Source organism: Tenacibaculum agarivorans (genome assembly GCF_001936575.1).
In the GTDB taxonomy this organism is placed as follows: Bacteria; Bacteroidota; Bacteroidia; order Flavobacteriales; family Flavobacteriaceae; genus Polaribacter; species Polaribacter agarivorans.
In genome coordinates this window covers 85,762-107,470 of record NZ_MSMP01000014.1, presented here as the reverse complement: position 1 = coordinate 107,470, position 21,709 = coordinate 85,762, and the positions used below count along the sequence as shown (strand labels likewise).

24 protein-coding genes are annotated in these 21,709 nt (G+C 30.5%); 18 read left to right on the top strand and 6 right to left on the bottom strand.

Annotated features, from left to right (window positions below; all coding sequences use genetic code 11):
* Positions 1-27: 27 nt before the first annotated feature.
* Both BVC87_RS12590 and BVC87_RS12585 read right to left on the bottom strand, forming a co-directional pair.
* On the bottom strand, positions 28-2,169 hold the full coding sequence (locus BVC87_RS12590) for a M1 family metallopeptidase (RefSeq protein ID WP_075342734.1): 2,142 nt from the start codon (positions 2,167-2,169) through the stop codon (positions 28-30).
* 55 nt (positions 2,170-2,224) lie between these two features.
* Positions 2,225-2,728 carry a DUF6702 family protein gene (locus BVC87_RS12585; RefSeq protein WP_075342733.1) on the bottom strand — a complete coding sequence of 168 codons (504 nt, stop codon included), beginning with the start codon at positions 2,726-2,728 and terminating at the stop codon, positions 2,225-2,227.
* A 291-nt stretch (positions 2,729-3,019) separates the two neighbouring features.
* Here BVC87_RS12585 and BVC87_RS12580 point away from each other — a divergent pair, with 291 nt between their 5' ends.
* Positions 3,020-4,246 (top strand): S8 family serine peptidase, encoded by a 1,227-nt coding sequence (locus BVC87_RS12580; RefSeq protein WP_075342732.1) that lies wholly within the window; start codon positions 3,020-3,022, stop codon positions 4,244-4,246.
* Between the two features lie 44 nt (positions 4,247-4,290).
* Here BVC87_RS12580 and BVC87_RS12575 read toward each other — a convergent pair whose 3' ends face one another.
* The 3 genes from BVC87_RS12575 to BVC87_RS12565 all read right to left on the bottom strand — a co-directional run bounded on the left by BVC87_RS12575 (position 4,291) and on the right by BVC87_RS12565 (position 6,548).
* A complete protein-coding gene (locus BVC87_RS12575; protein ID WP_075342731.1) occupies positions 4,291-5,103 on the bottom strand; it encodes a carboxypeptidase-like regulatory domain-containing protein in 813 nt (270 codons plus the stop codon).
* A complete protein-coding gene (locus BVC87_RS12570; RefSeq protein WP_075342730.1) occupies positions 5,090-5,893 on the bottom strand; it encodes a hypothetical protein in 804 nt (267 codons plus the stop codon). The genes BVC87_RS12575 and BVC87_RS12570 overlap by 14 nt, the downstream gene beginning before the upstream one ends.
* 127 nt (positions 5,894-6,020) lie before the next feature.
* Positions 6,021-6,548 carry a lipocalin family protein gene (locus BVC87_RS12565; protein WP_075342729.1) on the bottom strand — a complete coding sequence of 176 codons (528 nt, stop codon included), beginning with the start codon at positions 6,546-6,548 and terminating at the stop codon, positions 6,021-6,023.
* A 73-nt stretch (positions 6,549-6,621) separates the two neighbouring features.
* Here BVC87_RS12565 and pepE point away from each other — a divergent pair, with 73 nt between their 5' ends.
* The 16 genes from pepE to BVC87_RS12490 all read left to right on the top strand — a co-directional run bounded on the left by pepE (position 6,622) and on the right by BVC87_RS12490 (position 17,854).
* Positions 6,622-7,335: a dipeptidase PepE gene (gene pepE, locus BVC87_RS12560; protein ID WP_083629431.1), complete on the top strand. Its 714-nt coding sequence runs from the start codon at positions 6,622-6,624 to the stop codon at positions 7,333-7,335.
* Between the two features lie 34 nt (positions 7,336-7,369).
* The gene (locus BVC87_RS12555) at positions 7,370-8,059 is read left to right on the top strand and encodes an NUDIX hydrolase (RefSeq protein WP_200799190.1); all 690 of its coding nucleotides are present in this window, start codon (positions 7,370-7,372) and stop codon (positions 8,057-8,059) included.
* A gap of 65 nt (positions 8,060-8,124) precedes the next feature.
* Entirely contained in the window at positions 8,125-8,952 is an 828-nt protein-coding gene (gene prs, locus BVC87_RS12550; RefSeq protein ID WP_075342727.1) for a ribose-phosphate diphosphokinase, read from the top strand.
* 117 nt (positions 8,953-9,069) lie between these two features.
* Positions 9,070-9,888: a TIGR02452 family protein gene (locus tag BVC87_RS12545; RefSeq protein ID WP_075342726.1), complete on the top strand. Its 819-nt coding sequence runs from the start codon at positions 9,070-9,072 to the stop codon at positions 9,886-9,888.
* Between the two features lie 15 nt (positions 9,889-9,903).
* Entirely contained in the window at positions 9,904-10,863 is a 960-nt protein-coding gene (locus tag BVC87_RS12540) for an ADP-ribosylglycohydrolase family protein (RefSeq protein ID WP_075342725.1), read from the top strand.
* Entirely contained in the window at positions 10,860-11,285 is a 426-nt protein-coding gene (locus tag BVC87_RS23190; protein ID WP_075342724.1) for an ADP-ribosylation/crystallin J1, read from the top strand. Before BVC87_RS12540 ends, BVC87_RS23190 begins: the two co-directional genes overlap by 4 nt.
* Positions 11,282-11,791, top strand: a complete 510-nt coding sequence (locus tag BVC87_RS23185) for an O-acetyl-ADP-ribose deacetylase (protein WP_075342723.1) — start codon at positions 11,282-11,284, stop codon at positions 11,789-11,791. The genes BVC87_RS23190 and BVC87_RS23185 overlap by 4 nt, the downstream gene beginning before the upstream one ends.
* Positions 11,792-11,900: 109 nt before the next feature.
* Positions 11,901-12,767: an MBL fold metallo-hydrolase gene (locus BVC87_RS12525; RefSeq protein ID WP_075342722.1), complete on the top strand. Its 867-nt coding sequence runs from the start codon at positions 11,901-11,903 to the stop codon at positions 12,765-12,767.
* 12 nt (positions 12,768-12,779) lie between these two features.
* Complete coding sequence (locus BVC87_RS12520; protein ID WP_075342721.1) at positions 12,780-13,256, top strand: macro domain-containing protein; 477 nt, start codon at positions 12,780-12,782, stop codon at positions 13,254-13,256.
* 152 nt (positions 13,257-13,408) lie between these two features.
* Positions 13,409-13,960: an RNA 2'-phosphotransferase gene (locus BVC87_RS12515; RefSeq protein WP_075342720.1), complete on the top strand. Its 552-nt coding sequence runs from the start codon at positions 13,409-13,411 to the stop codon at positions 13,958-13,960.
* Between the two features lie 6 nt (positions 13,961-13,966).
* Complete coding sequence (locus tag BVC87_RS12510) at positions 13,967-14,728, top strand: metallophosphoesterase (protein ID WP_394331636.1); 762 nt, start codon at positions 13,967-13,969, stop codon at positions 14,726-14,728.
* Between the two features lie 15 nt (positions 14,729-14,743).
* Positions 14,744-14,878, top strand: a complete 135-nt coding sequence (locus BVC87_RS23925) for a hypothetical protein (RefSeq protein WP_317041734.1) — start codon at positions 14,744-14,746, stop codon at positions 14,876-14,878.
* Between the two features lie 9 nt (positions 14,879-14,887).
* Entirely contained in the window at positions 14,888-15,289 is a 402-nt protein-coding gene (locus BVC87_RS12505) for an NADAR family protein (RefSeq protein WP_317041735.1), read from the top strand.
* 289 nt (positions 15,290-15,578) lie between these two features.
* Positions 15,579-16,004 (top strand): nucleoside 2-deoxyribosyltransferase domain-containing protein, encoded by a 426-nt coding sequence (locus tag BVC87_RS12500; RefSeq protein WP_075342718.1) that lies wholly within the window; start codon positions 15,579-15,581, stop codon positions 16,002-16,004.
* Positions 16,005-16,082: 78 nt separating this feature from the next.
* Positions 16,083-17,531, top strand: coding sequence for a nicotinate phosphoribosyltransferase (locus tag BVC87_RS12495; RefSeq protein ID WP_083629441.1), 1,449 nt, complete (start codon positions 16,083-16,085; stop codon positions 17,529-17,531).
* A 77-nt stretch (positions 17,532-17,608) separates the two neighbouring features.
* Complete coding sequence (locus BVC87_RS12490; protein ID WP_075342716.1) at positions 17,609-17,854, top strand: CBU_0592 family membrane protein; 246 nt, start codon at positions 17,609-17,611, stop codon at positions 17,852-17,854.
* Here the strand turns inward: BVC87_RS12490 and BVC87_RS12485 are convergent.
* Positions 17,849-18,448 carry a TetR family transcriptional regulator gene (locus BVC87_RS12485; RefSeq protein ID WP_075342715.1) on the bottom strand — a complete coding sequence of 200 codons (600 nt, stop codon included), beginning with the start codon at positions 18,446-18,448 and terminating at the stop codon, positions 17,849-17,851. The two genes, BVC87_RS12490 and BVC87_RS12485, sit on opposite strands and share 6 nt — an antisense overlap.
* Before the next feature lie 204 nt (positions 18,449-18,652).
* Between BVC87_RS12485 and BVC87_RS12480 the strand changes: the two genes are divergently transcribed.
* A complete protein-coding gene (locus BVC87_RS12480; RefSeq protein ID WP_075342714.1) occupies positions 18,653-21,703 on the top strand; it encodes a SusC/RagA family TonB-linked outer membrane protein in 3,051 nt (1,016 codons plus the stop codon).
* The last annotated feature ends 6 nt before the right edge of the window (positions 21,704-21,709 follow it).

Genomic DNA, 21,709 nt, shown 5'->3' with positions numbered 1-21,709 from the left:
AATAAACGTATTATTGGATTCCAAGTTTTAAGGCTGCCCTTTTATTTTGTTTTTAAAATTTTGAAATTTATTATTTTCTTTTGCAGGCCAATTGTTATTTGAGGTATCTACATCAGCCGTTTCAAGATCTGGATCTATTTCAATATTCTTAATTTCTTTATCTGAAGAAAAAACTTTGGTTACTTCATTATCATTTAATCTCCAAATTTGAGCAGGATATTTCTTTCTTTCTTTTGTTCCATCATTATAAGTAAATTCAACAATAATAGGCATTACTAACCCTCCAGGTTTGTTATAGGTAATTTCATAATGATATTTAGATTTAGGGTTTTTATCCTTTCCAAATTGTAACCCTTCCGTAGTATCTTCAACAAATTCAACAGAATTACCATTAGGTTTAGTATAGAATTTTTTTACTCCTTTTATTCCAATATCAGTTACATCGGTAGTATAAAACCAACCTCTCCAAAACCAATCTAAGTCCATTGCAGAAGCATCTTCCATAGTTCTAAAGAAATCAGCAGGAGTAGGGTGTTTAAACTTCCAACGCTTCGAATACGTTTGGAACGCATAATCAAATAATTCTGGTCCCATAATTGTATTTCTAAGAATATATAATGCAGTAGCAGGTTTTCCATAAGCATTATTACCAAAGCTGTATACATGATCACCTTTAGACATAATAGGGGCAATTGTTGATTGATTGCCATCCATATATTTTATAATATTCTTAGGTAGCCCTCTTACTAAAGGAAAATTAGGATCATAATCTAATTCAGCCTGCATTTCCATAAAAGAATTCAATCCTTCATCCATCCAAGTCCATTTTCTCTCGTCTGAATTTACAATCATCGGAAAGAAGTTATGTCCAACTTCATGAACAGTTACTTTTATCATTAAATACTTTGTTCTATCCGAGTATGTTCCATCAGGATTCGGTCTACCAGGATTAAAACATATTTGAGGATATTCCATCCCCATTTGTCCATCTACAGAGATAGCTTTGTGATATGGGTAATCAAAAGTATATCTAGAGTAAGTTTTAAGTGTTTGTGCAACAGCTCTAGTTGAATGATCTCCATACAAAGGATTAGCTTCTTTTGAGTATAAAGAATACGCCATTACATTTTTTCCATTAATGTCCACAGCCATCGCATCCCAAATAAATTTTCTTGAGGTAGCAAAAGCATAATCTCTTACATTTTTAGCAGAGAATTTCCAAGTTTTTGTTTTTTTAGACTTGCTCTTTTCTGTTTTTTCGGCTTCTTTTTGTGTAACAATTAGTACAGGATTGTCATACGTTTTTCTAGCTTTTGCTAATCTTTCTTGCTGTTTTTTTGTTAATACTTCACTTTCGTTTTGTAAAACTCCAGTAGCTCCTAAAATATGATCTGCTGGTACAGTAATATTCACATCGAAATCACCGAATTCTAAAGCAAATTCACTACGACCCCAAAATTGATCATTTTGCCATCCTTCTACATTATCATATACACATAATCTTGGATAGAATTGCGCAATTACATAGTTATTATTATTGTCTTCAGGAAAATGTTCATATCCAGATCGACCTCTTTGAACTCTGTGATTATTAATATTATACCACCATTTGATATTAAAAGTAAATGTATTACCAGGAGCCAAAGGCTTTGGTAAGTTAATGCGCATCATAGTTTGGTTGATGATATATGGTAAATTACTACCATCTGCATTGGTAACACTAGTTATTTTAAATCCACCATCAAAAGGCTTCTCAGAGAATAAACGATTAAACGTTTTTTGATCTATATTTTTTGGAACTTTACTTGTTGTTATATCAGGAGTTTTAGAGTCTGCAGCCCTCATATTTTGGTCTAATTGAACCCATAAATACGGAAGTTCATCTTCAGAGTTATTGTGATATACAATTTGTTCACTACCTGTAATTCTTTGTTTTTCATCATCTAGCAAGATGTCCATTGAATAGTCAACCTTTTGTTGAGTATAATTTTTTCCAGGAGCACCAGAAGCTGTATGTTTATCATTAGGAGTAGCTAAAAGATCTTCAAGTTGTTTGAACTTGTTCTCATTAATATGTCCCTTTTGAGTTTTTCTTTGCTTATTTTGACTTTGAATTGAAATGGTAAAAGCCAATGAAACTAGAAAAAATGAATAAAAGTATTTTTTCATTGTGTATATTTTCAGTTGATTTGCAGGTAAATTTAAGGTTAAGAAGATGATTGCGTCAAAAATTTAACAAACATTTATTATTTTTTTTAGTCAGAAACTTAACTTCTCTCTTTTTGTTGATAGTTGCTTTTATTAAATTTTGTTGATCTGGGAAGTCTTTTGTTAATACGTCATTTTCAATTTTTAAAGTTGAAATATTTTTAACGTTTTCGATTTCTAAATAGAAGTAAACTAAATTTCTTTCGTACTCTTTTCCTATAAATTTGTAATCATACTGCTTACCATTTATATAAATTTTAAAATGCTTTTTTAAGTACTGATGAAAAAGGTCATCCGCATTTTTAACTTCTTTTTTAGTAGTCAATTGCATATCGGCATTAAACTCTTTATTGATTGCTTCTTCAATGTTATCAACAAAGACATTCATAATCATTTCTACTGATTTATTTTTACTATTATATTCTATTTCCGTTAATGCTATGTAATATTCATGTAAATAACTTTTAAATGAAAAAGAAATAAGAATAAGTAAACAATAAATTATTTTTTGAAATTTCATCATTAGTATATGCTTAAGATTAAACAAATAACTCATTTTATAATCGATATAGTTGCGTTTTTAAATGTTAAAATTAAGTTAAAAAAAGATATTTTTTTAACATTTTTATACGGTAAAATTAACAAAAAATATAGTGTTTAATACTCCTAATCTCAGTAAAGATAATAGTTCAATTAATTTTATTTAAAATTGTTGAATTTTAAACAAAACAGTAATATGATTGAGGATTATAGTTTTTTATTGTTAAAAACGTTAGTTTTGTTGAAAATAATTTAAAAACCTTTTATTAAAATGAAAAACGCAAAACTAAAGATTGCTGTCTTAGCAATCGCTACAGGTCTATTTGTTGGTTGTAACAATGATTCTGAAAGTGTTAATGACACAATTAATCCAGATCAGGCTGTTGATAATACTTCAGATGTTATCGAAGGTCAGTACATTGTAGTGCTTAAAGACGGTAATTTAAGTGAACCTGCTGCCAGAGGTACAAAAGAGGCTTATGAAACATCAATGAAAGCATTAAACAAAGAAGTTGCTACTAACTTTAAAGGTATCATCACAAACAAAGAGGATATCAAAGCAACTTTTGGTTATGCTTTACAAGGTTTCGTAGCTAACTTAAGTAAAGAGCAGTACGAAGCATTATCTAAAGACCCTAGGGTAGATTTTATTGAAAATGATCACTTAATTTCTTTATCTCCAGCAAAAGAAACTGTTGAAGAAAATACTGAGTTAGCTTCTAGAGATTTCTTCCCTTGGGGTATTGATAGAGTTGGTGGTCCAGCTAATCCAATTAACAGAAGTGCTTGGATTATTGACACAGGTATTGATTTAGATCACCCAGATTTAAGAGTAAATACCGGTAGAAGTAGAACTTTTGTTACTTCAGGAGCTGATGCTAGTTCTGCAAACGATAGAAATGGTCACGGTACTCACGTTGCAGGAACTGTTGGAGCTTTACGTAATAACTTTGGAGTTATTGGAGTAGCGCCAGGTGCTGATTTAATTGCTTTAAAAGTATTAGCTGGAAATGGAACTGGACAATTTTCTTGGACTGTTCAAGCTTTAGATTACGTTGCTGCTAACGGTAGAAGCGGAGATGTTGTTAATATGAGTTTAGGTCCACGTAGTAGATTTACAGATTCAGCTACTGATAATGCAGTTCGTAGAGTTGCTAGTAGAGGAATTAGAGTAGTTTTAGCTGCAGGAAACTCTAACGACGATTCAAGATTCTATTCTCCAGCGAGAGTAAATGCTACTAATGTATACACAATCTCTAATATGGATATCAATGAAAGAATTGCAAGAACGTCTAACTTTGGTTCTCCAGTAGATTATGCTGCACCAGGAACTTCTATCTGGTCTACATGGATTGGTGGAGGATACCAAAATATTAGCGGAACTTCTATGGCTGCTCCTCACGTTACTGGATTATTATTATCTGGAGGTGTAAGATCAGGTGGTTTAGTAAGATCTGATAAAGATTCAAATAGAGATAGAATTGCTGTTAGAAGATAATAGTAATTTTAATTTTTAAATCAACCAAACGGAAACACTGAGATTTATTTCTCAGTGTTTTTTAATGTCTTTAAGTATTTTTCTTCTTCATCGAGAAAAAGTTGGATTAATTCTAGTATTCGATCTTCTTTAAATAATTTTTGGATATTTAAAGGTTCACAGTACAATAAAAAATGGTGATATTTATTTTGTGGGATTTTTAATTTTTTATGAAAAAAATCTTCTCCTAGTTTTGACTTTAAAAGCTTAGGAAAACGTTCCTTAAATGTTAGTTCTTTTTTAACTTTATTATTCTTAAGTATACTTTTAAAAGGAGTGAAGAGTTTAAAGAGATTTAAACCTTCAAATTGTTTAGTAGGATCTACTACATTATTTAGTTTTTCATGAATTTCATCTGATTTATTATAATCTTTATTAGCTTCAACTTTTACATTGGAAAAATCTAAAGCACCTCTAGCTTTTACTATAGCAATGTCTTCTAAAGTAGTATTTATTGTACTCTTATAAATTTCAAATAGATCTCTATTTTCAATTTCAACTTCTTCTAAAACATAATTTTTCAATTTTAATGTAATGTTTATACGTTGAGTTTGTATATGTTCTTTGGTTACTTTAATTTTTCTGGTGTAATGTTGTATTGAAGATATTTTTAAACTATCATTTTCTTTAACTACAATAGAGAAAATTCCTTCTGTATTGGATATAGTACCTCTAGTAGTATTCTTGTTTATAATATGTACATCAGTAACTTTTCCAATTTTATCATTTATATGTCCCTCAATACTAATTCTTTTCTGAGCAAATATGGTAAATGAGAAAAGCAGCACACTTAAAAAAATAATTTTACTTTTTTCCATTGGCCTCTTTTTCTTTTAGAGCTTTAAATAACTGTGCTTGTTTTTCTAGGAAATTCATCATTTCAAATTCAGTTTGATAATAAACAAGATCAAAGTTTTTATCAAGATGGCAGAAATAAAGAAAGCGAGAAACATCGGTAGAATCAATTTTTAACTGACCAGTTATATAATTTTTATGAATGTCTTTTAAGTACACAAGTCTTTCTTCATTATCTAACAGTTTTTTTTGCTTTTCTAGCATATCTATTCTACCAGATACAGAGTTTATCAAATAATCGAGTGAAACTAAAGCGCCTAATCCTAATTGTATACCTCCTGCATAAGCTGTTTTTATTTCCCTTTCTATTTTAGTTAATCTTTTAGGATGAGGATCAAATCCCAAATTATCCATTACTTTTTCACGATCACTTTTTCTTATATTTCCTGCGTCTGCCGATAATACACCGGATAAATCTGTTTTTTTTACCTCAACTTCTTCTAAAACATATTCTTTAAGGTGTATTTTAAAATCTAATCGATTAGTTTTTATGTCATGTTCGGTTACAATGACATTCAAGGTATGATGTTGAATTGAAGTAATTTGAATTTCATCACCAATTTTAGCTTTAATAATAAATTCTCCATTATCATTAGAAAAAGCTCCAAGTTTTGCTGAAGTATTAATTATATGTGCATTAATTACATAACCTAATTTATCGGAAATGCTACCGCCAATTTCTTTTCGATGCCCTTGAGCATTAGAGAGACAGGAGATACATAGTAAGAAGAGAAATAGTAAAAGTCTTATCATAGAGTTAGTTATGATACAAATAAAGGAACTATTCTTCTTAAAAAGTTTTAAAGTGAATGTAAAAAACTGTTAAACAAAAAAAAGCTCACTGTTAAAGTGAGCTTGTGTATGTATATAGAGCTGAGTTTTATTTTTCCAAAATAACAGTTCCAATACCTTTTACGGTAACAGGAATATCTTGTGGAGATGTAAAAGTTTGATCAATATCAATTTTTACTACAATTTTGTTTGAACTGATAGACTCAATAGGAAGTGCTTCGCTTGTAACACCACCATTTTCAAAAAATAATTGATTGTTTTCTATTTTCCATGTTCCTACAGTAACTTCACCTAAAGAATTCAATTCTCTTTCTACTATTTGAGTTTGCCCTTGAATAGAAACTTCAACTACGGAAGTAAAAGTACCTTCAAAACTAAACTCATTCGGATTTTCTTTAAATGTAAGTGCTAAATCATAATCTTTACCAGTTCCTTTGGCACTTCCAGTAACTGGAATTCCTTGTACTGTAGCTGTTGCTGTACCACTGAACTCAGATTTAGTAATGTTCCAAGTACCAACGATGTCATCATTAGAAATATCTGTAACTCCATCTTGATCATCTGAACAAGCTATTAATAATGAAATAGAAAGAAAGAGTAAAATTAATTTTTTCATAATTTAATTTTAAAATTTATGTGACAATATACTGCTTTTGTTAGATTTGCCTATAATTTTTAATAACGTAAAATTGAAAAAACTCATCATTGCGAGTACATCTACTGTACATGGTAGTAGTTATTTAGAATGTTTATTACCAGAATTAGTTTCTTTTTTTAAGGAAGCGAATACTATTTTATTCATACCCTATGCTAGACCTAGTGGGATTTCATATGATAACTATACAAATAAAGCTAAAGAGGCATTTGGGAAAATTAATAAAGAAGTAGTTGGAATTCATGAATTTGAAAATCCTATAGAAGCAGTGGAAAACGCAGAAGCTATTTTTACAGGTGGCGGAAATACCTTTGAATTGGTAAATCAATTATATAAAACAAGAGTAATTACTATTTTAAAAGAGGTTGTTGAAAACGGTACTCCTTATTTAGGAACAAGTGCTGGAAGTAATATCTGTGGAGTAACTATGATGAATACCAATGATATGCCTATTGTTTATCCGCCAAGTTTTAATACTATGGGGTTAATTCCTTTTAATATCAATGCACATTATTTAGATCCTGATCCTACTTCAACACATATGGGTGAAACTAGAGAGACTAGAATTAAAGAATATCATGTGTTCAATCAAATTCCAGTATTAGGTTTACGAGAGGGGAGTTGGTTAGAAGTATCAGGAAACACTATTAGAGTAAAAGGAAATTTAACAGCAAGATTGTTTAGAAAAGATAAAGAAGCGGTGGAATTAACACCAAATACTAGTTTAGATACTCATATTTTATCATAAATATTTGTAGTTTTGTGTAAAATAAACACAAATAATGCCTGCAATTCAGAATATTAAAGTCGCTGTAGATGCCGTTGTTTTTGGATATGATGAAAAACAACTCTCTGTTTTACTCATAAAAAGAGGAGTAGCACCGTATAAAGATAGTTGGGCGTTACCTGGTGGTTTGGTACGGGATGATGAATCTTTAGAAACTGCGGTAACCAGAGAGTTGAAAGAAGAAACAGGTGTGAAAATTGATTATTTAGAGCAATTGTACACTTTTGGAAAACCTAATAGGGATCCAAGAAATAGGGTAGTATCTATAAGCTACTTTGGTTTAGTAAGGCCTAATCATTTTAAGATAAAAGCTGATACTGATGCAGCAGAAGCTCAATGGTTTGATGTAAATAACTTACCAGAATTAGCTTTTGATCACCAAACAATCTTAAATATAGCGAAAGAACGACTTAAAGGAAAATTACAATATCAACCTATTGGCTTTGATCTTTTAAATAAGGAATTTCCATTTTCAGACTTAGAAAATCTGTATACTACTATTTTAGAGCAAAGAATAGATCGTAGAAACTTCAGGAAAAAAATATTAAGTTTTGAAATCGTAGAAGAAACGGATAAAATTTATCAACAAGGTAGCGGTAGACCTGCAAAACTCTTCAAATTTAATCATAAGAAATATAATCAGTTACTTAAGGAAGGATTTCATTTTGAAATTAAGATAGTGTAATTTTTACACAAAATATTTTGTCAATCTGTTTTTATGTTTTAATTTTGCGTAAAAATTACACAAAAATGATTTTAAATCTAGACCATACATTCAAGCCGTTAGGAGATAATCAAGTAGAATTTGAATCTTTTATTTTTTCAGGAGGTGAACCTCATATTAAGATAAAAACTGATTTGTCAAGTGTATCAAAGGTTACCATAACAACTCGAATTTGTTCTTTTAATGACTTTGGAGTCTTGGTGTGTGCTGTAGATGCTATAAAACGTTGTGGAATAAAAGAAATAGAATTGTTGATACCATATTTTCCAGGGGCAAGGCAAGATAGGGTTATGGTGCCAGGAGAACCTCTAACTGTAAAAGTATATGCAGAATTATTGAATAGCCTAAACTTAAATAAAGTGATGATTTTTGATCCACATTCTGAAGTTACTTCTGCTGTTTTAGAAAATTGTGAAGTAATAACTAACTACAATTTCATCAAAAAAGTAATCGAAAATATAGGTGAAGATGTGTTATTAATTTCTCCTGACGGAGGAGCTTTGAAAAAGATTTATAAAGTGTCGGAATATTTAGGGGGAATTGCTGTGGTTGAATGTTCTAAAAAGAGAAATGTTACCAATGGGAAGTTAGAAGGGTTTAAAGTATATGAGGAAGATTTAGAAGGTAAGCATTGTTTGATAGTAGATGATATTTGTGATGGAGGAGGAACGTTTATGGGATTGGCAGACGAGTTGAAAAAGAAAAATGCAGGTGATTTATACCTAGCTGTAAGTCATGGTATATTTAGTAAAGGAACTGAAAATTTGAAACAACATTTTACAGAAATATATACAACAAACAGTTTTAAAGATGTTGAAGCAGTTGAGCAGATTAAATTGGAAGATATTATTTGATATACAGATACAATAATTTAAAAATGTATATCAGTTCAATCTATATTTTATAAGAGTTGAAGATATTATCATATATGTAAATTTATTAGCAAAGATTAATTAAACTAAAAAAGAAAAATGAATAGAGCAGAAAGAAAAGTAAAAGCAGAAGAAACAATAAAGATAATAGAACAAGGGTTTTATTTTGATACTAACAATAATCGCATAGAGTTAAAAGATGTGGTTGGAAAATCTATTGATAATACTATACATTATACATCAGGAGAACTAGAAAAATTAGCTAATGAATTAGTATTTGATAATGAATTTAAAACAGATTTTCAAGTCACTAATGAAGATTCTATAAGTGCTATTTTAAGAATGAGGATTGATGATAATGTAATGTGTTTGAATTTTGCTTCGGCAAAAAATCCAGGAGGGGGATTTCTAAATGGTTCACTGGCACAGGAGGAAAGTTTAGCATTATCTTCTGGGTTACATGAATCTCAAATGAGTGTATTTGAGTTTTATGAAATGCATAGAAGAATGAAATCATGTATATATACAGATCATATGATTTATAGTCCCAATGTACCTGTTTTTAGAAATCATAAGACAGAATTATTATCTGAATATAAGTTGTGTAGTTTTATTACTTCACCAGCAGTAAATTTTGGAGTTGTAAATCGAAACGAAAAAAATAAGGTTGAAAGCGTTCCTCAGATCATGAGTAAACGTATGGAAAAACTATTAAGCTTAAGTTACGCTAAAGGACATCAAACATTAATCTTAGGAGCTTGGGGCTGTGGTGTTTTTCAAAATGAACCAAATGACATTGCAAAATTATTTAAAGAGCATTTTGATAATAAGTTTAAAAATAGATTTAAAAAGGTGGTGTTTGCAATCTATTCAAAAAATGAAAAGTTTTTAAGTGCATTTAAGAATGAGTTTCAATAATTAAAATGAACAATAATGAAAAAGAAAATAGAAGCTATGTTTTTAGGATTGTCTCTTGCGGATGCATTGGGAGTTCCTGTAGAGTTTACATCAAGAGAAAAGTTAAATGAAAATCCTGTGGACTCTATGCTGGGGTATGGTACTTACAATCAGGAAGAAGGAACTTGGAGTGATGACAGTTCGCTTACATTTTGTTTAGCTGAAAGTTTGGTGTCCGGTTATAACTTAAAAGATATTGCTATAAAATTTATACAGTGGAAATCTGAAGAAATATGGACACCGCACGGAGATGTCTTTGATATTGGTATACAAACCACAAGAGCTATAGATAGATTGTACAGAATAATTAGTAATAAAGACGATGAATCTCTTAAGTTATTAATGTATGAAGATGATGAATATACCAATGGAAATGGATCTTTAATGAGAATTCTACCTTTAATTTTTCATATAAGAGGTAAATCAATACAAGAACAATTCCAAATAATAAGAGAAGTATCATCATTAACTCATGGACATATTCGTTCTGCAATTTCATGTTTGGTTTATTTGAAATTAGCAGAACATATTTTAGAAGGATTATCCATCAGAGATTCTTATGAAAAAGTAAGAAAAGTAATTAGAAAGTTTTTTGAAGAAACTAATATATCTAAGAGAGAAACGAAACATTTTGAGAGAATTATTTTTGACGATATATCTAATTATGAAATAGATGATATAAAATCAACAGGTTATGTTATTCATACTTTAGAAGCAAGTTTTTGGTGTTTATTAAAATATCCTTCTTACTTAACTGCAGTATTTAAAGCAATTAATTTAGGAGAAGATACGGATACTACTGCTACGGTTGTAGGTGGGATAGCTGGATTATATTATGGTGTAGAAAAAGTTCCAGTAGAATGGATAAATAAGCTAGCTAGGGTTAATGATATCAAAAATTTATCACATCGATTTTTAAAAAGTTTAGAAAAATGAAAACAATACCATTATATAGGCCAGTCGGAGAAAAGGAGCTCATATTAATAGCAGAAAGTAGATTTAAAAAGTTTCCACCAAGATTAGAATGGCAACCTATTTTTTACCCAGTGTTGAATGAAGAGTACGCATCAGAAATTGCAAGTAAATGGAATACTACTGATTCTTTTGGTAATTATTTAGGTTTTGTGACAAAATTTAAGGTAACCGAAGAAGAATTTCAAAAGTATAAAGTTGAAAACGTTGGAGGTAAAATTCATAATGAGCTTTGGGTACCCGCTCAAGATTTAGCAAATTTTAATGAAGCTATTATAGGAGAAATAGAAGTTGTAAAAGTTTATATAGGAAAAGCTTTTACTTCATATGAAAAGAAAAGTATTGAAGAATTATGTGAAACTATCGAAAAAATTTATGAAAAATGAACATAGAAGTTGTCCAAGGAGATATTACCAAGATAGAGATAGATGTCATTGTAAATGCTGCAAATTCTAGTTTGTTAGGAGGTAGTGGAGTAGATGGTGCAATTCATAGAGCTGGGGGAAAAGCTATTTTAGAAGCTTGTCAACACATCAGAAATGCACAGGGAAAATGTAATGTAGGAGAAGTTGTAATTACTACAGCTGGAAATTTACCAGCAAAAAAGGTGATTCATACAGTAGGTCCTGTATATAATGGAGGAGATAGACTAACATTGGAAAAAGAGTTATTATCTAATTGTTATCGAAATAGTCTACAATTAGCTAAAGAAAATAATTTAGAAAGTATTGCTTTTCCGAATATCAGTACAGGAATTTATCGTTTTCCAAAAGATTTGGCAGCTAAAATTGCTATCCAAGCTGTAAAAGAAAATCCTGTATTAGAAAAAGTAATTTTTGTGTGTTTTGATGAAGAAAACTATAAAATATATAAAGAGATTATTAAAAAATAAATGTCATCGCGACTAGTTGTCTGAGCCAAGTCGAAGGCAGCACGAAGTAATCCATTCATTAATAAAAAAGTTACTTCATTTTATTCGTGATAACAAAAATTTAGAAGAGATGAAACTAACTATAAATGCCTATTCAACTGCATTATTTGCTACTTGGTACTTCATTGAAGAGTTAGGTTTACTTTTTGATGCTGGAGACGGACTTACTTCCAATTTGATGGGGAAATGTGGTAAGATTAAACATGTATTTATTTCTAATGCAGATCGTGACCATTTAGCTGGATTATTACAGTACAATCAGTTATTTGCACATAGAAAACCAATTATCTACTATCCGAAAGATTCAGGTTCATTTCCTTTTTTAGCTGAATTTACATCTAAATTTGATCCACATACTTTTGGAACACAATGGAAACCGTTAGATAACGAACAAGTTATTCCGATCAAACCAAATTATGAAGTAACTTGTTTTGAGAATCAACATATAGATGTTGAAGGTCAATTGAAAAGTTTATCATATAAAGTAGAGGAAACCAAAAATAAGCTCAAGTCAGAATTTAGAAATTTATCGTCTGCAGCATTGATAGCTATTAAAAAAGAGAAAGGAGATAATTTCATTCAAGAGCAAATAAGAAAAACGATACTAATCTATTCAGGTGATACACCAGTCTATGACTATTCAAAATATGATAATTGTAAAGTTTTAATTCACGAAGCTACTTTTTTGACTAAAGAAGAATTAGTTAGTGGAAATAACAAGAATAAACATAGTTCATTAGAAGAAGTTATGGAAATGGTAGCTAATATTAATATAGAGCAATTAATTATAGGACATTTTTCTTCTAGGTACAATCAACAACAAATAGATGAATCAATTTTTAGATTAAAGAAGTATTATAATATAAAAATACCTGTGCATTGTGTTCCTGTGGGACAAATGAAAAAGGATATTTTACATTCCAGAACATGGAGTTAATATCAAATCGAAATGAGTACAATACAATATAGAAAAGGAGATGCTACGCAACCGGTGGGGGAAGGAAATAAAATTTTAGTTCATATCTGTAATGATATTGGAGCTTGGGGAAAAGGATTTGTTTTAGCAATTTCTAAACGATGGAAATTACCAGAAAATAAGTATAGAATTTGGTACAAATCTAAAGAAGGATTTGAATTAGGAGCCGTTCAATTTATACAAGTTGAAGAAGAGCTGTGGGTAGCCAATGTAATAGGTCAGCACAAAATCAGAAAAGATGAAAATGGTAATCCACCCATACGCTATAAAGCCATTGAACACGGTTTAGCTACTGTAACAGAGAAAGCTGTATTGATAAATGCTTCAGTACATATGCCAAGAATAGGTTGTGGATTAGCCGGAGGAAAATGGGAAAACATAGTGCCTATTTTAGAAAATAGTTTGTTAAAGAATCAAATACAAACGGTAGTCTATGATTTGAATAAATAAAAATAAAGTCATTACGAACGGACCCTGAATATCCAAGCGTATCCTGAGTTTATCGAAGCGCACCCTGAGTTTATCGAAGGAGAAGTAAGGTAACCTGTTTTTTTAATAAAAAGATTCATTCGGAATGGCAGAAAATAAACTATTAAGTAAACATGAACGAAAAAGATAAAAGAAAACTAAGTAAATTTTTAAGTCTACTCTTACGTCATCAACCGGAAACTATTAGTTTAACATTAGATGAAAAAGGTTGGGCTGATGTAGATGAGCTTATAGAAAAGTCAAAGAGAAAAAGAAAGCACTTTTCGATACAAGAATTAGAAGAAGTAGTAGTAACGAATGACAAACAACGTTTTAGTTTTAATGAAGATAAAACTAAGATAAGAGCAAATCAGGGACATTCATTAAAAACAATTGATTTAGAACTTGAAGCTGTTCAACCCCCTGAAGTATTGTATCACGGAACAGTTGACAAATTTTTAGGGGCAATTCAAGAAAAAGGATTGCAAAAAATGAACAGACAACACGTACATTTAAGTCAAGATATAGAAACGGCGACTAAAGTAGGAAGTAGGAGAGGAAAACCTATTATTCTAACAATCAATTCAGGAGAAATGTTTAGGAAAGGTTATGAATTCTATAAATCTAAGAATGGAGTTTGGTTAACTGAGCGTGTTCCTGTTACTTTTATTAAGTTTAAAGAATAAGAAAATATTATGAGAATATTTACAATAGGCGATATACATGGCGGATTAAAAGCGTTACAACAATTATTAACGAAACTAAAACTTACCAAAAAAGATACCCTTATTTTTTTAGGAGACTATGTAGACGGTTGGAGTGAATCAGCACAAGTAATTGATTTTTTGATGGATTTTCAACATCAACACAATTGTATTTTCATTAAAGGAAATCATGATGAATATTGTGAAAATTGGTTGCGACAAGGATTAGCTCCAGACTCTTGGCTATTTCATGGGGGAAAAATGACAATTCAAAGTTATGAAGGGTACTCAGATGCTCGAAAGAAAGAACACTTGAATTTTATTGAACGCATGGATTTATTTTATGTGGACAATCAAAATCGTTTGTTTATTCATGCAGGATTCTCATCTATGCATGGTCCTCAAAAAGAAGTATATTCCTCTAATTTTAATTGGGACAGAACTTTATGGGAAATGGCTGTAGCTATGGACAAACAAATTCAGAAAGATTCGTTGTTATATCCTAAACGATTATTATTGTTTAATGAAATTTATATCGGACATACACCTACTACACGATACAATGAATTTGAGCCTATGAATGGAGAGAATGTATGGAATGTAGATACTGGAGCTGCGTTTAAAGGATGCTTAACAGCCCTAAACATAGAAACTAAAGATTTTATTCAAAGTGAACCTGTGTACTTGTTATATCCAATAGAAAGAGGAAGAAACGAAGCTCCACATATAATTGTAGAGGAGAATGTTTAATCAATAAAAAATGTTATGAAATATTCTAATGTTATGATACAAGAACGATTTAATAAAGGAGAAACACTAAAGTTTTTATTCTTTTGGGGACATCAACCGAATAAAGATGGAAGTATAGGAAAAAGTTGTTTCAGTCAATGGTGGGAGTAGGAGTTCTTAATTAATGAAGTTAATTACAAAACTGCAGAACATTATATGATGGCAGAAAAAGCTAGGTTATTTAAAGATGAAGAAATATTAGCTCAAATTTTGGAAGTTGAACCCCCACATGAAGCAAAAAAGTTAGGGCGAAAAGTTCAAAACTTTAATCCTAAAATATGGGATGAACATAAATTTCAAGTTGTAGTAAAAGGAAACTTGGCTAAATTTTCTCAAGATGAAAAACTAAAATCTTTTTTACTAAAAACGAACAATCGAATTATTGTTGAAGCAAGTCCAAGGGATCGCATTTGGGGAATAGGTATGGGGCAGTCCAATGAAAAAGCATTGAATCCCAATTTATGGAGAGGACATAATTTACTAGGATATGCATTAATGGAAGTGAGAGATCAATTAAGTTAATGACTTATAATATCCTTAATTTCATTTAATGTCACTAAGTGCCCCCGACAAAAATTTTGTGAAACGAATTTTTATGATATCAAATTTAAGCGGTCATTACGATGAACGAAACATAGTGAAGTGAAGAAGTAATCTGTTAATTTAAGGACGAAAACCTCGTTTTTTAAGATAAAGATTGCTTCATCCGTTGTACTTCTTCGCAATGACAAATAAACATGCTAATGATATCGAAATTATTACTCAATAAACTCATTAGAACTGACAAGAATTTTGATCTAAAATTCACATTATGATATACACAAGTAAAGATGAACTTCCAATTAAAGAAGAAGGATATCAATACTATTTTTTAGCAGGGAGTATCGATTACACTACAGCTAAACCTTGGAGATTTTCTATAATTCAAAAGAATACACGGAAAATTCATTTTTTAGATCCCACAAATACAAAGCATGATCAGCTCACTGATAAGGCGATGAAAAACCACATACTTTGGGAATTAAATGCTTTAGAATTTGCTGATAAAATCATTTTAAATCTCTTACCAGAAGCTACATCTCCAATTTCACTAGTTGAATTAGGGCTATATGCTAAATCAGAAAAGTTGATTGTTATTTGTCCAGATAGCTTTTATAAAAGTAGATATGTTCATGTACTTTGTGAAAAATATGATGTTCCTTTATATAAAAATTTGATAAATTTTAAATTTGTGTAAATATTACGCAAATAATTTGTGTAAAATGAAAATATAATATATATTTGTGTTGTATTTACGCAAAATAATTTAACTATGATAAATCCATTATTATATACAGACGGTTATAAAGTTGACCACAGAAGGCAATATCCAGACAATACTACTTTGGTATATTCTAATTGGACGCCAAGAAAAAGTAGAATAGAAGGAGTAAATGAAGTGGTATTTTTTGGTTTACAATATTTCATTAAAAAATATGTAATAGAAGAATTCAGCCAGAATTTCTTTCAAAAGCCTAAAGATGAAATTGTAAAGAAATACGCAAGAAGAATCAATAATTATTTAGGAGAAAATCAAGTAGGTGTAGAGCATATTGCAGCTTTACACGATTTAGGTTTTTTACCCATAGTGATAAAAGCATTACCAGAAGGAGTTGCTGTACCTATTAGAGTTCCAATGTTTACAATGTACAATACATTGCCAGAATTCTTTTGGTTAACAAACTATTTTGAAACCTTATTGTCGACAACTATTTGGTTGCCTTGTAATTCAGCAACAATAGCCAAGCAGTACAGAAAAATTTTGGATACCTATGCTGCAGAAACATCTTCAATTCCTGAATTTGTAGATTGGCAAGGTCACGATTTCTCTATGAGGGGAATGGCAGGCTTAGAAGCAGCAGTATTATCAGCATCAGGACACTTATTGAGTTTTACTGGAACAGATACTATACCAGCTATTGATTTTCTAGAACAATATTACAATACTAATTCTGATACAGAATTAATAGGTGGTTCTGTAGCTGCAACAGAGCATTCAGTAATGTGTATGGGAACCAATATAGGAGAAGAAGAAACATTTAAACGTTTAATTACTGAAGTATATCCTAACGGAATTGTATCTATTGTTTCAGATACTTGGGATTTATGGAAAGTACTCACGGAATATCTACCTAATTTAAAAGAAGAAGTATTAGCAAGAGATGGTAAAGTCGTAATTCGTCCTGACAGTGGAGACCCTGTAGATATAATTTGTGGAAATCCAAATGGTGCTTCAGAAGTAGAACAGAAAGGTGTTGTAGAGTTACTTTGGGAGATTTTTGGAGGTGTAACTAATGATAAAGGTTATAAAGAGCTAGATCCGCATATAGGAGCTATTTATGGAGATAGCATTACGTTAGAAAGAGCTACTCAAATCTGTGAGCGATTAAAACAAAAAGGATTTGCATCTACCAATGTAGTTTTAGGGATCGGTTCTTTCACTTATCAATACAATACAAGAGATACTTTTGGTTTTGCTATGAAAGCAACTTATGGAGAAGTTAATGGTGAAGGTAGAGAAATCTATAAAGATCCAATCACAGATGATGGAACTAAGAAGTCAGCAAAAGGATTGATTAAAATTGAAAAAGAAGACGGAGTCTATACATTAGTAGATCAAGTTTCTTGGGAAGAAGAGCAAAAAGGAGAATTAAGAGAAGTGTTTAGAGACGGAAAATTACTAATTGATGATAATTTATCTGAAATTAGAAAAAGAATACGCTAAAATTCTTAACATTTAAATAAATTTGAGAAAGTGCTTTTTGGTACTTTCTCTTTTTATTTACATGAAAATTTCATTAAATGGATTACTTTACAATTATAGGTTGGTTAGGTGTTGTTTTTTTTGTTACAGCTTATTTATTATTGAGTTTAGAAATATTGAGTGCCAAAAAAACAGTATACCATTGGTTAAACTTTTTAGGAGCTTTGTGTTTGGTATTAAATGCAATTGCTATAAAAGATAATCCAACCATAGTTGTTAATGGTATCTGGGGATTAATTGCAGTATTTACAGTACTAAAAATTTACAAGAAAAAAATGCTATGAAAATTGTAGTAGGCTAATTACATGATTGCTATAAATTAATGACTGTTTTTTATAGGCTTCCATATCATTGATTTGTGTACCTAAATAAAAATACCCTCCATCAATCATTGCAAATATAATTTCATTTAATTCATCAATATTTGAGTTCGTAATAACACTATGTTCTTTAGCACTCAACAATTTTGATTTCAGAACTTGTCGTAAAGAATTACTAAAACGTTTAAAACTATTACTAATCTTTTTATCTCTATAAATCAAGGCATATAAACTATAAAATACACCATCATCAACATATTCACTCCATTCACGAGTAAACATTTTTTGGATAAAATTTTCTAAAGCTACTTTAGATTCAATTTTATCTGGAGTACTATTATTTATAAATGTTATATAAGCTTCTAAAATATAGTTGCTTAGATCTTCTAAGATATGTTCTTTGTTTTGATAATAATGCATTACTAAACCTTTACTAATACCCATATGATTAGCTAAGTTAGCGATAGAAACATTTTCTAATCCTATACTTTTGGATACTTCATAAAAAGCAATTACAATCTCTTTTTTACGTTGATCTGATATATTTTTTCTACCCATGTTTTTGTAATTCCGAACAAATATATAATTATAATTCAATCATTTTTGAGTTAACATTCTGTTCATATTTAGCCAAGTTCCCTTAACTCAATAGTAACTATTTTTTAATTGAACGGTCGTTCAATCTATTTTGATGATTCTATAATTTTACACCATTAATTGAAGGAAAAAATAATTAATCAATAGAAACTAATACATCTAAAAATGAAGGGACGTATAACAATTTTATTAGTATTTCTTGTGTCGCTATTACATGCACAAGAAAAGATTAGTGGGGTAGTAGTGGATACTACAGGACAACCACTGCCAGGAGTAAATATTGTAATAAAAAATACGACAAAAGGTACATCAACAGATTTTGATGGAAACTTTATAATCGCTGTAAACAAAGGCGAAATTATGGAGTTTTCTTTTGTTGGGTTTAAAAATCAAGAGTTTATTTTTAATAGTCAGAATTCTTTAAGAATTGTGATGGAAGAGGATAGTGCTCAATTAGAAGAAGTAATTGTAACCTCTTTAGGAATTAAAAAAGAAAAGAAAGCTTTAGGATATGCTGCAACAGAGCTTAAGGCTAATGAACTAACAAAAGTAAAAACAACTAATGTATTAAACTCTTTAGCGGGTAAAGTTGCAGGTTTGCAAGTAACTGGAGTTAATAATGGCGTAGCTAGTTCTGCTCGTGTAGTAATTCGTGGAGAAAATTCATTAAATATTAATAGTAATCAACCTTTATTCATTTTAGATGGAGTACCTGTAAACAATAGAATATTTGGTGTAGGTGGAAACACAACTGATCAAGCAGATTTACCAACGGATTACGGTAATGGTTTATCAGAATTAAATGCAGATGACTTTGAATCTGTAACTGTATTAAAAGGAGCAGCAGCTTCAGCTCTTTATGGATCTAGAGCCGCAAATGGTGTAGTTGTAATAACTACTAAAAAAGGAAAACAACTTCAAGAAGGATTAGGGGTTGAAATTTCATCATCTACCATGTTTAGTGAAGCGTTACGCTTACCTGAATTACAAACTCAATTTGGTGGAGGTTGGGCAGGAGCCTATGCATCTAACTTTGGAACTAACTTTGGACCAGCTTTAAATGGTGCAGTTATTTCACATGAATTAGCCTTAGGTGAACCAGTAGATAGACCTTTTATAAATCGTTATGATCTAAATGATTTTTTTAGAAATGGGATTAATTTAAATAACACGGTTACCTTAAGTGGAGCAAATGAAAAAGGAGATTTTTTGTTCAGTTATGGTAACACGTACAATGAAGGAATTGTACCGAATACGAATTTAAGAGGGAATAGCTTTAGAATTAATGGAGGGTATCAATTAAGTGATAAGTTAAAAGTTAATGTAAGAGCTAATTATATAACAAGAGGTTCAGATAACTTAACTGTAGCTGGATATGGAAACCAAGGGATTATGTATACCTTACTTTGGAACTATATTAATGTAGATTTAGATGAGTTAAGAGATTATTGGAATGTAGAGAATCAAGAGCAGAGAAGATTATTTACTTGGGGAGACAATCCATGGTTTATTGTAAATGAAAATATCAATGCTTTTAATAAAGATAGATTTGTAGGAAACGTAAGCTTAAATTATGAGTTCAATGAAAATTTGAGTTTATTAGGTAGAATAGGTATAGATCAATCCAATGATTTTAGATGGTCAAGAAGATCAATTGGAGCTGTAAGAAATCCAAATGGAATGTACAGACAACAAGAAATTGATTTTTCAGAAATTAATGCTGATTTCTTACTTACATATAAAAAAGATTTTGGAGAAAATTTTAGTATGTCTACATCTATAGGAGCAAATAGATTTGATCAAGAAATTAAGGAAGATTTCTTACAAGGGAATGGGCTTTCAATTCCTGGTTTATATAATGCACAAAACATTAATGTAACTCCAGTAGTAAGAAATAATGTATTTAAGAAACGAATAAATAGTGTGTACGCTTTTACTAATGTAGGTTATAAAGACTATTTATATGTAGATGTATCAGTAAGAAACGATTGGTCATCAACATTACCATCTAATAATAATTCATATTTCTACCCTGCAGCATCATTGGCTTTTATTCCGTCATCAGCATTTGAATTACCAGAAGCTATCGACTTTTTAAAGTTACGTTTTAATGTTGCGGAAGTTGGAAAGGATACAGATCCTTATAACTTAGTTACGGCTTATGAGTTTGGAACATTAGGAGGTACATTAACGAACCCTTCTCAATTATTAAACGCCGATTTAAAACCAGAAAGAACAATTTCAACAGAATTTGGTATAGAGAGTATCTTCTTAAAAAATAGAATTTCCCTAGATGCGACATATTATACATCTACATCTAGAGATCAAATCTTAAATGTTGGAATTTCTGGAGCAAATGGATTTAGTTCTATTGTAGCAAACGCAGGAGAAATTAAAAACTCAGGTATTGAATTAGCATTAGGTATCAAACCTATAAAAACAGAACATATTGATTGGAGTATCAACACAAACTTCACGAAGAATACTAGTGAAGTAGTTTCTTTACTTCCTAATTTAGACACATTTATCATTGGTCAAGGTCCTGATGGCGTAACAGTAGAAGCAAGACCTGGTGGACAAATGGGAGATATTTATGGAGATAGTTACATAAGAAATGATAATGGAGATATTATATACGAAAATGGTCTTCCATTAACAGGAAATAGAAGAAAAGTAGGAAACTATAATCCTGATTGGACTTTAGGTTTAGGAACAAGCTTCGATTACAAAGGATTCAATATTTCAGCACAATTTGATATTAGAGAAGGAGGAGAAATTTACTCTTATACCAATGCTATTGGTAGAGAGAGTGGAATTTTAGCCAATACATTATCATGGAGAGATGGTATAGTTGGTGAAGGTGTAGTAAGAGATGGAAGTGGAGGTTTTGTGCCAAATACACAAGAAGTAACAGCAGAAACTTGGGCATATGCAGTACCTAGAAGTAATGCAGAAGCAAATATTTTTGATGCATCTTTTGTAAAATTAAGACAATTAAGTTTAGGGTATAAATTCTCACCAGTCGTATTGGAAAAATTAAGATTACAAGGATTATCGATCAGTTTAGTAGGATCAAATTTATTTTTATGGACAGATGTTCCAAACATAGATCCTGAAGCACAAGGTTTAAACGGAGGAACGTTATTACCAGGATTTGAAGTAACACAATTACCATCAACTAGAAGCTACGGTTTTAAAATTAATATGAAATTATAAGCATTT

Bases quoted from the DNA above. Each gene is read 5' to 3' on its own strand.
- BVC87_RS12500 (WP_075342718.1), top strand. From the start codon at position 15,579: ATGATATACACAAGTAAAGATGAACTTCCAATTAAAGAAGAAGGATAT.
- BVC87_RS12585 (WP_075342733.1), bottom strand. From the start codon at position 2,728: ATGAAATTTCAAAAAATAATTTATTGTTTACTTATTCTTATTTCTTTT.
- BVC87_RS12570 (WP_075342730.1), bottom strand. From the start codon at position 5,893: ATGATAAGACTTTTACTATTTCTCTTCTTACTATGTATCTCCTGTCTC.
- BVC87_RS12525 (WP_075342722.1), top strand. From the start codon at position 11,901: ATGAAACTAACTATAAATGCCTATTCAACTGCATTATTTGCTACTTGG.
- BVC87_RS23185 (WP_075342723.1), top strand. From the start codon at position 11,282: ATGAACATAGAAGTTGTCCAAGGAGATATTACCAAGATAGAGATAGAT.
- BVC87_RS12565 (WP_075342729.1), bottom strand. From the start codon at position 6,548: ATGAAAAAATTAATTTTACTCTTTCTTTCTATTTCATTATTAATAGCT.
- BVC87_RS12575 (WP_075342731.1), bottom strand. From the start codon at position 5,103: ATGGAAAAAAGTAAAATTATTTTTTTAAGTGTGCTGCTTTTCTCATTT.
- BVC87_RS12540 (WP_075342725.1), top strand. From the start codon at position 9,904: ATGAAAAAGAAAATAGAAGCTATGTTTTTAGGATTGTCTCTTGCGGAT.
- BVC87_RS12520 (WP_075342721.1), top strand. From the start codon at position 12,780: ATGAGTACAATACAATATAGAAAAGGAGATGCTACGCAACCGGTGGGG.
- BVC87_RS12580 (WP_075342732.1), top strand. From the start codon at position 3,020: ATGAAAAACGCAAAACTAAAGATTGCTGTCTTAGCAATCGCTACAGGT.
- BVC87_RS12515 (WP_075342720.1), top strand. From the start codon at position 13,409: ATGAACGAAAAAGATAAAAGAAAACTAAGTAAATTTTTAAGTCTACTC.
- BVC87_RS12555 (WP_200799190.1), top strand. From the start codon at position 7,370: ATGCCTGCAATTCAGAATATTAAAGTCGCTGTAGATGCCGTTGTTTTT.
- BVC87_RS12490 (WP_075342716.1), top strand. From the start codon at position 17,609: ATGGATTACTTTACAATTATAGGTTGGTTAGGTGTTGTTTTTTTTGTT.
- BVC87_RS12545 (WP_075342726.1), top strand. From the start codon at position 9,070: ATGAATAGAGCAGAAAGAAAAGTAAAAGCAGAAGAAACAATAAAGATA.
- BVC87_RS23925 (WP_317041734.1), top strand. From the start codon at position 14,744: ATGAAATATTCTAATGTTATGATACAAGAACGATTTAATAAAGGAGAA.
- BVC87_RS12485 (WP_075342715.1), bottom strand. From the start codon at position 18,448: ATGGGTAGAAAAAATATATCAGATCAACGTAAAAAAGAGATTGTAATT.
- BVC87_RS23190 (WP_075342724.1), top strand. From the start codon at position 10,860: ATGAAAACAATACCATTATATAGGCCAGTCGGAGAAAAGGAGCTCATA.
- prs (WP_075342727.1), top strand. From the start codon at position 8,125: ATGATTTTAAATCTAGACCATACATTCAAGCCGTTAGGAGATAATCAA.
- BVC87_RS12590 (WP_075342734.1), bottom strand. From the start codon at position 2,169: ATGAAAAAATACTTTTATTCATTTTTTCTAGTTTCATTGGCTTTTACC.
- BVC87_RS12480 (WP_075342714.1), top strand. From the start codon at position 18,653: ATGAAGGGACGTATAACAATTTTATTAGTATTTCTTGTGTCGCTATTA.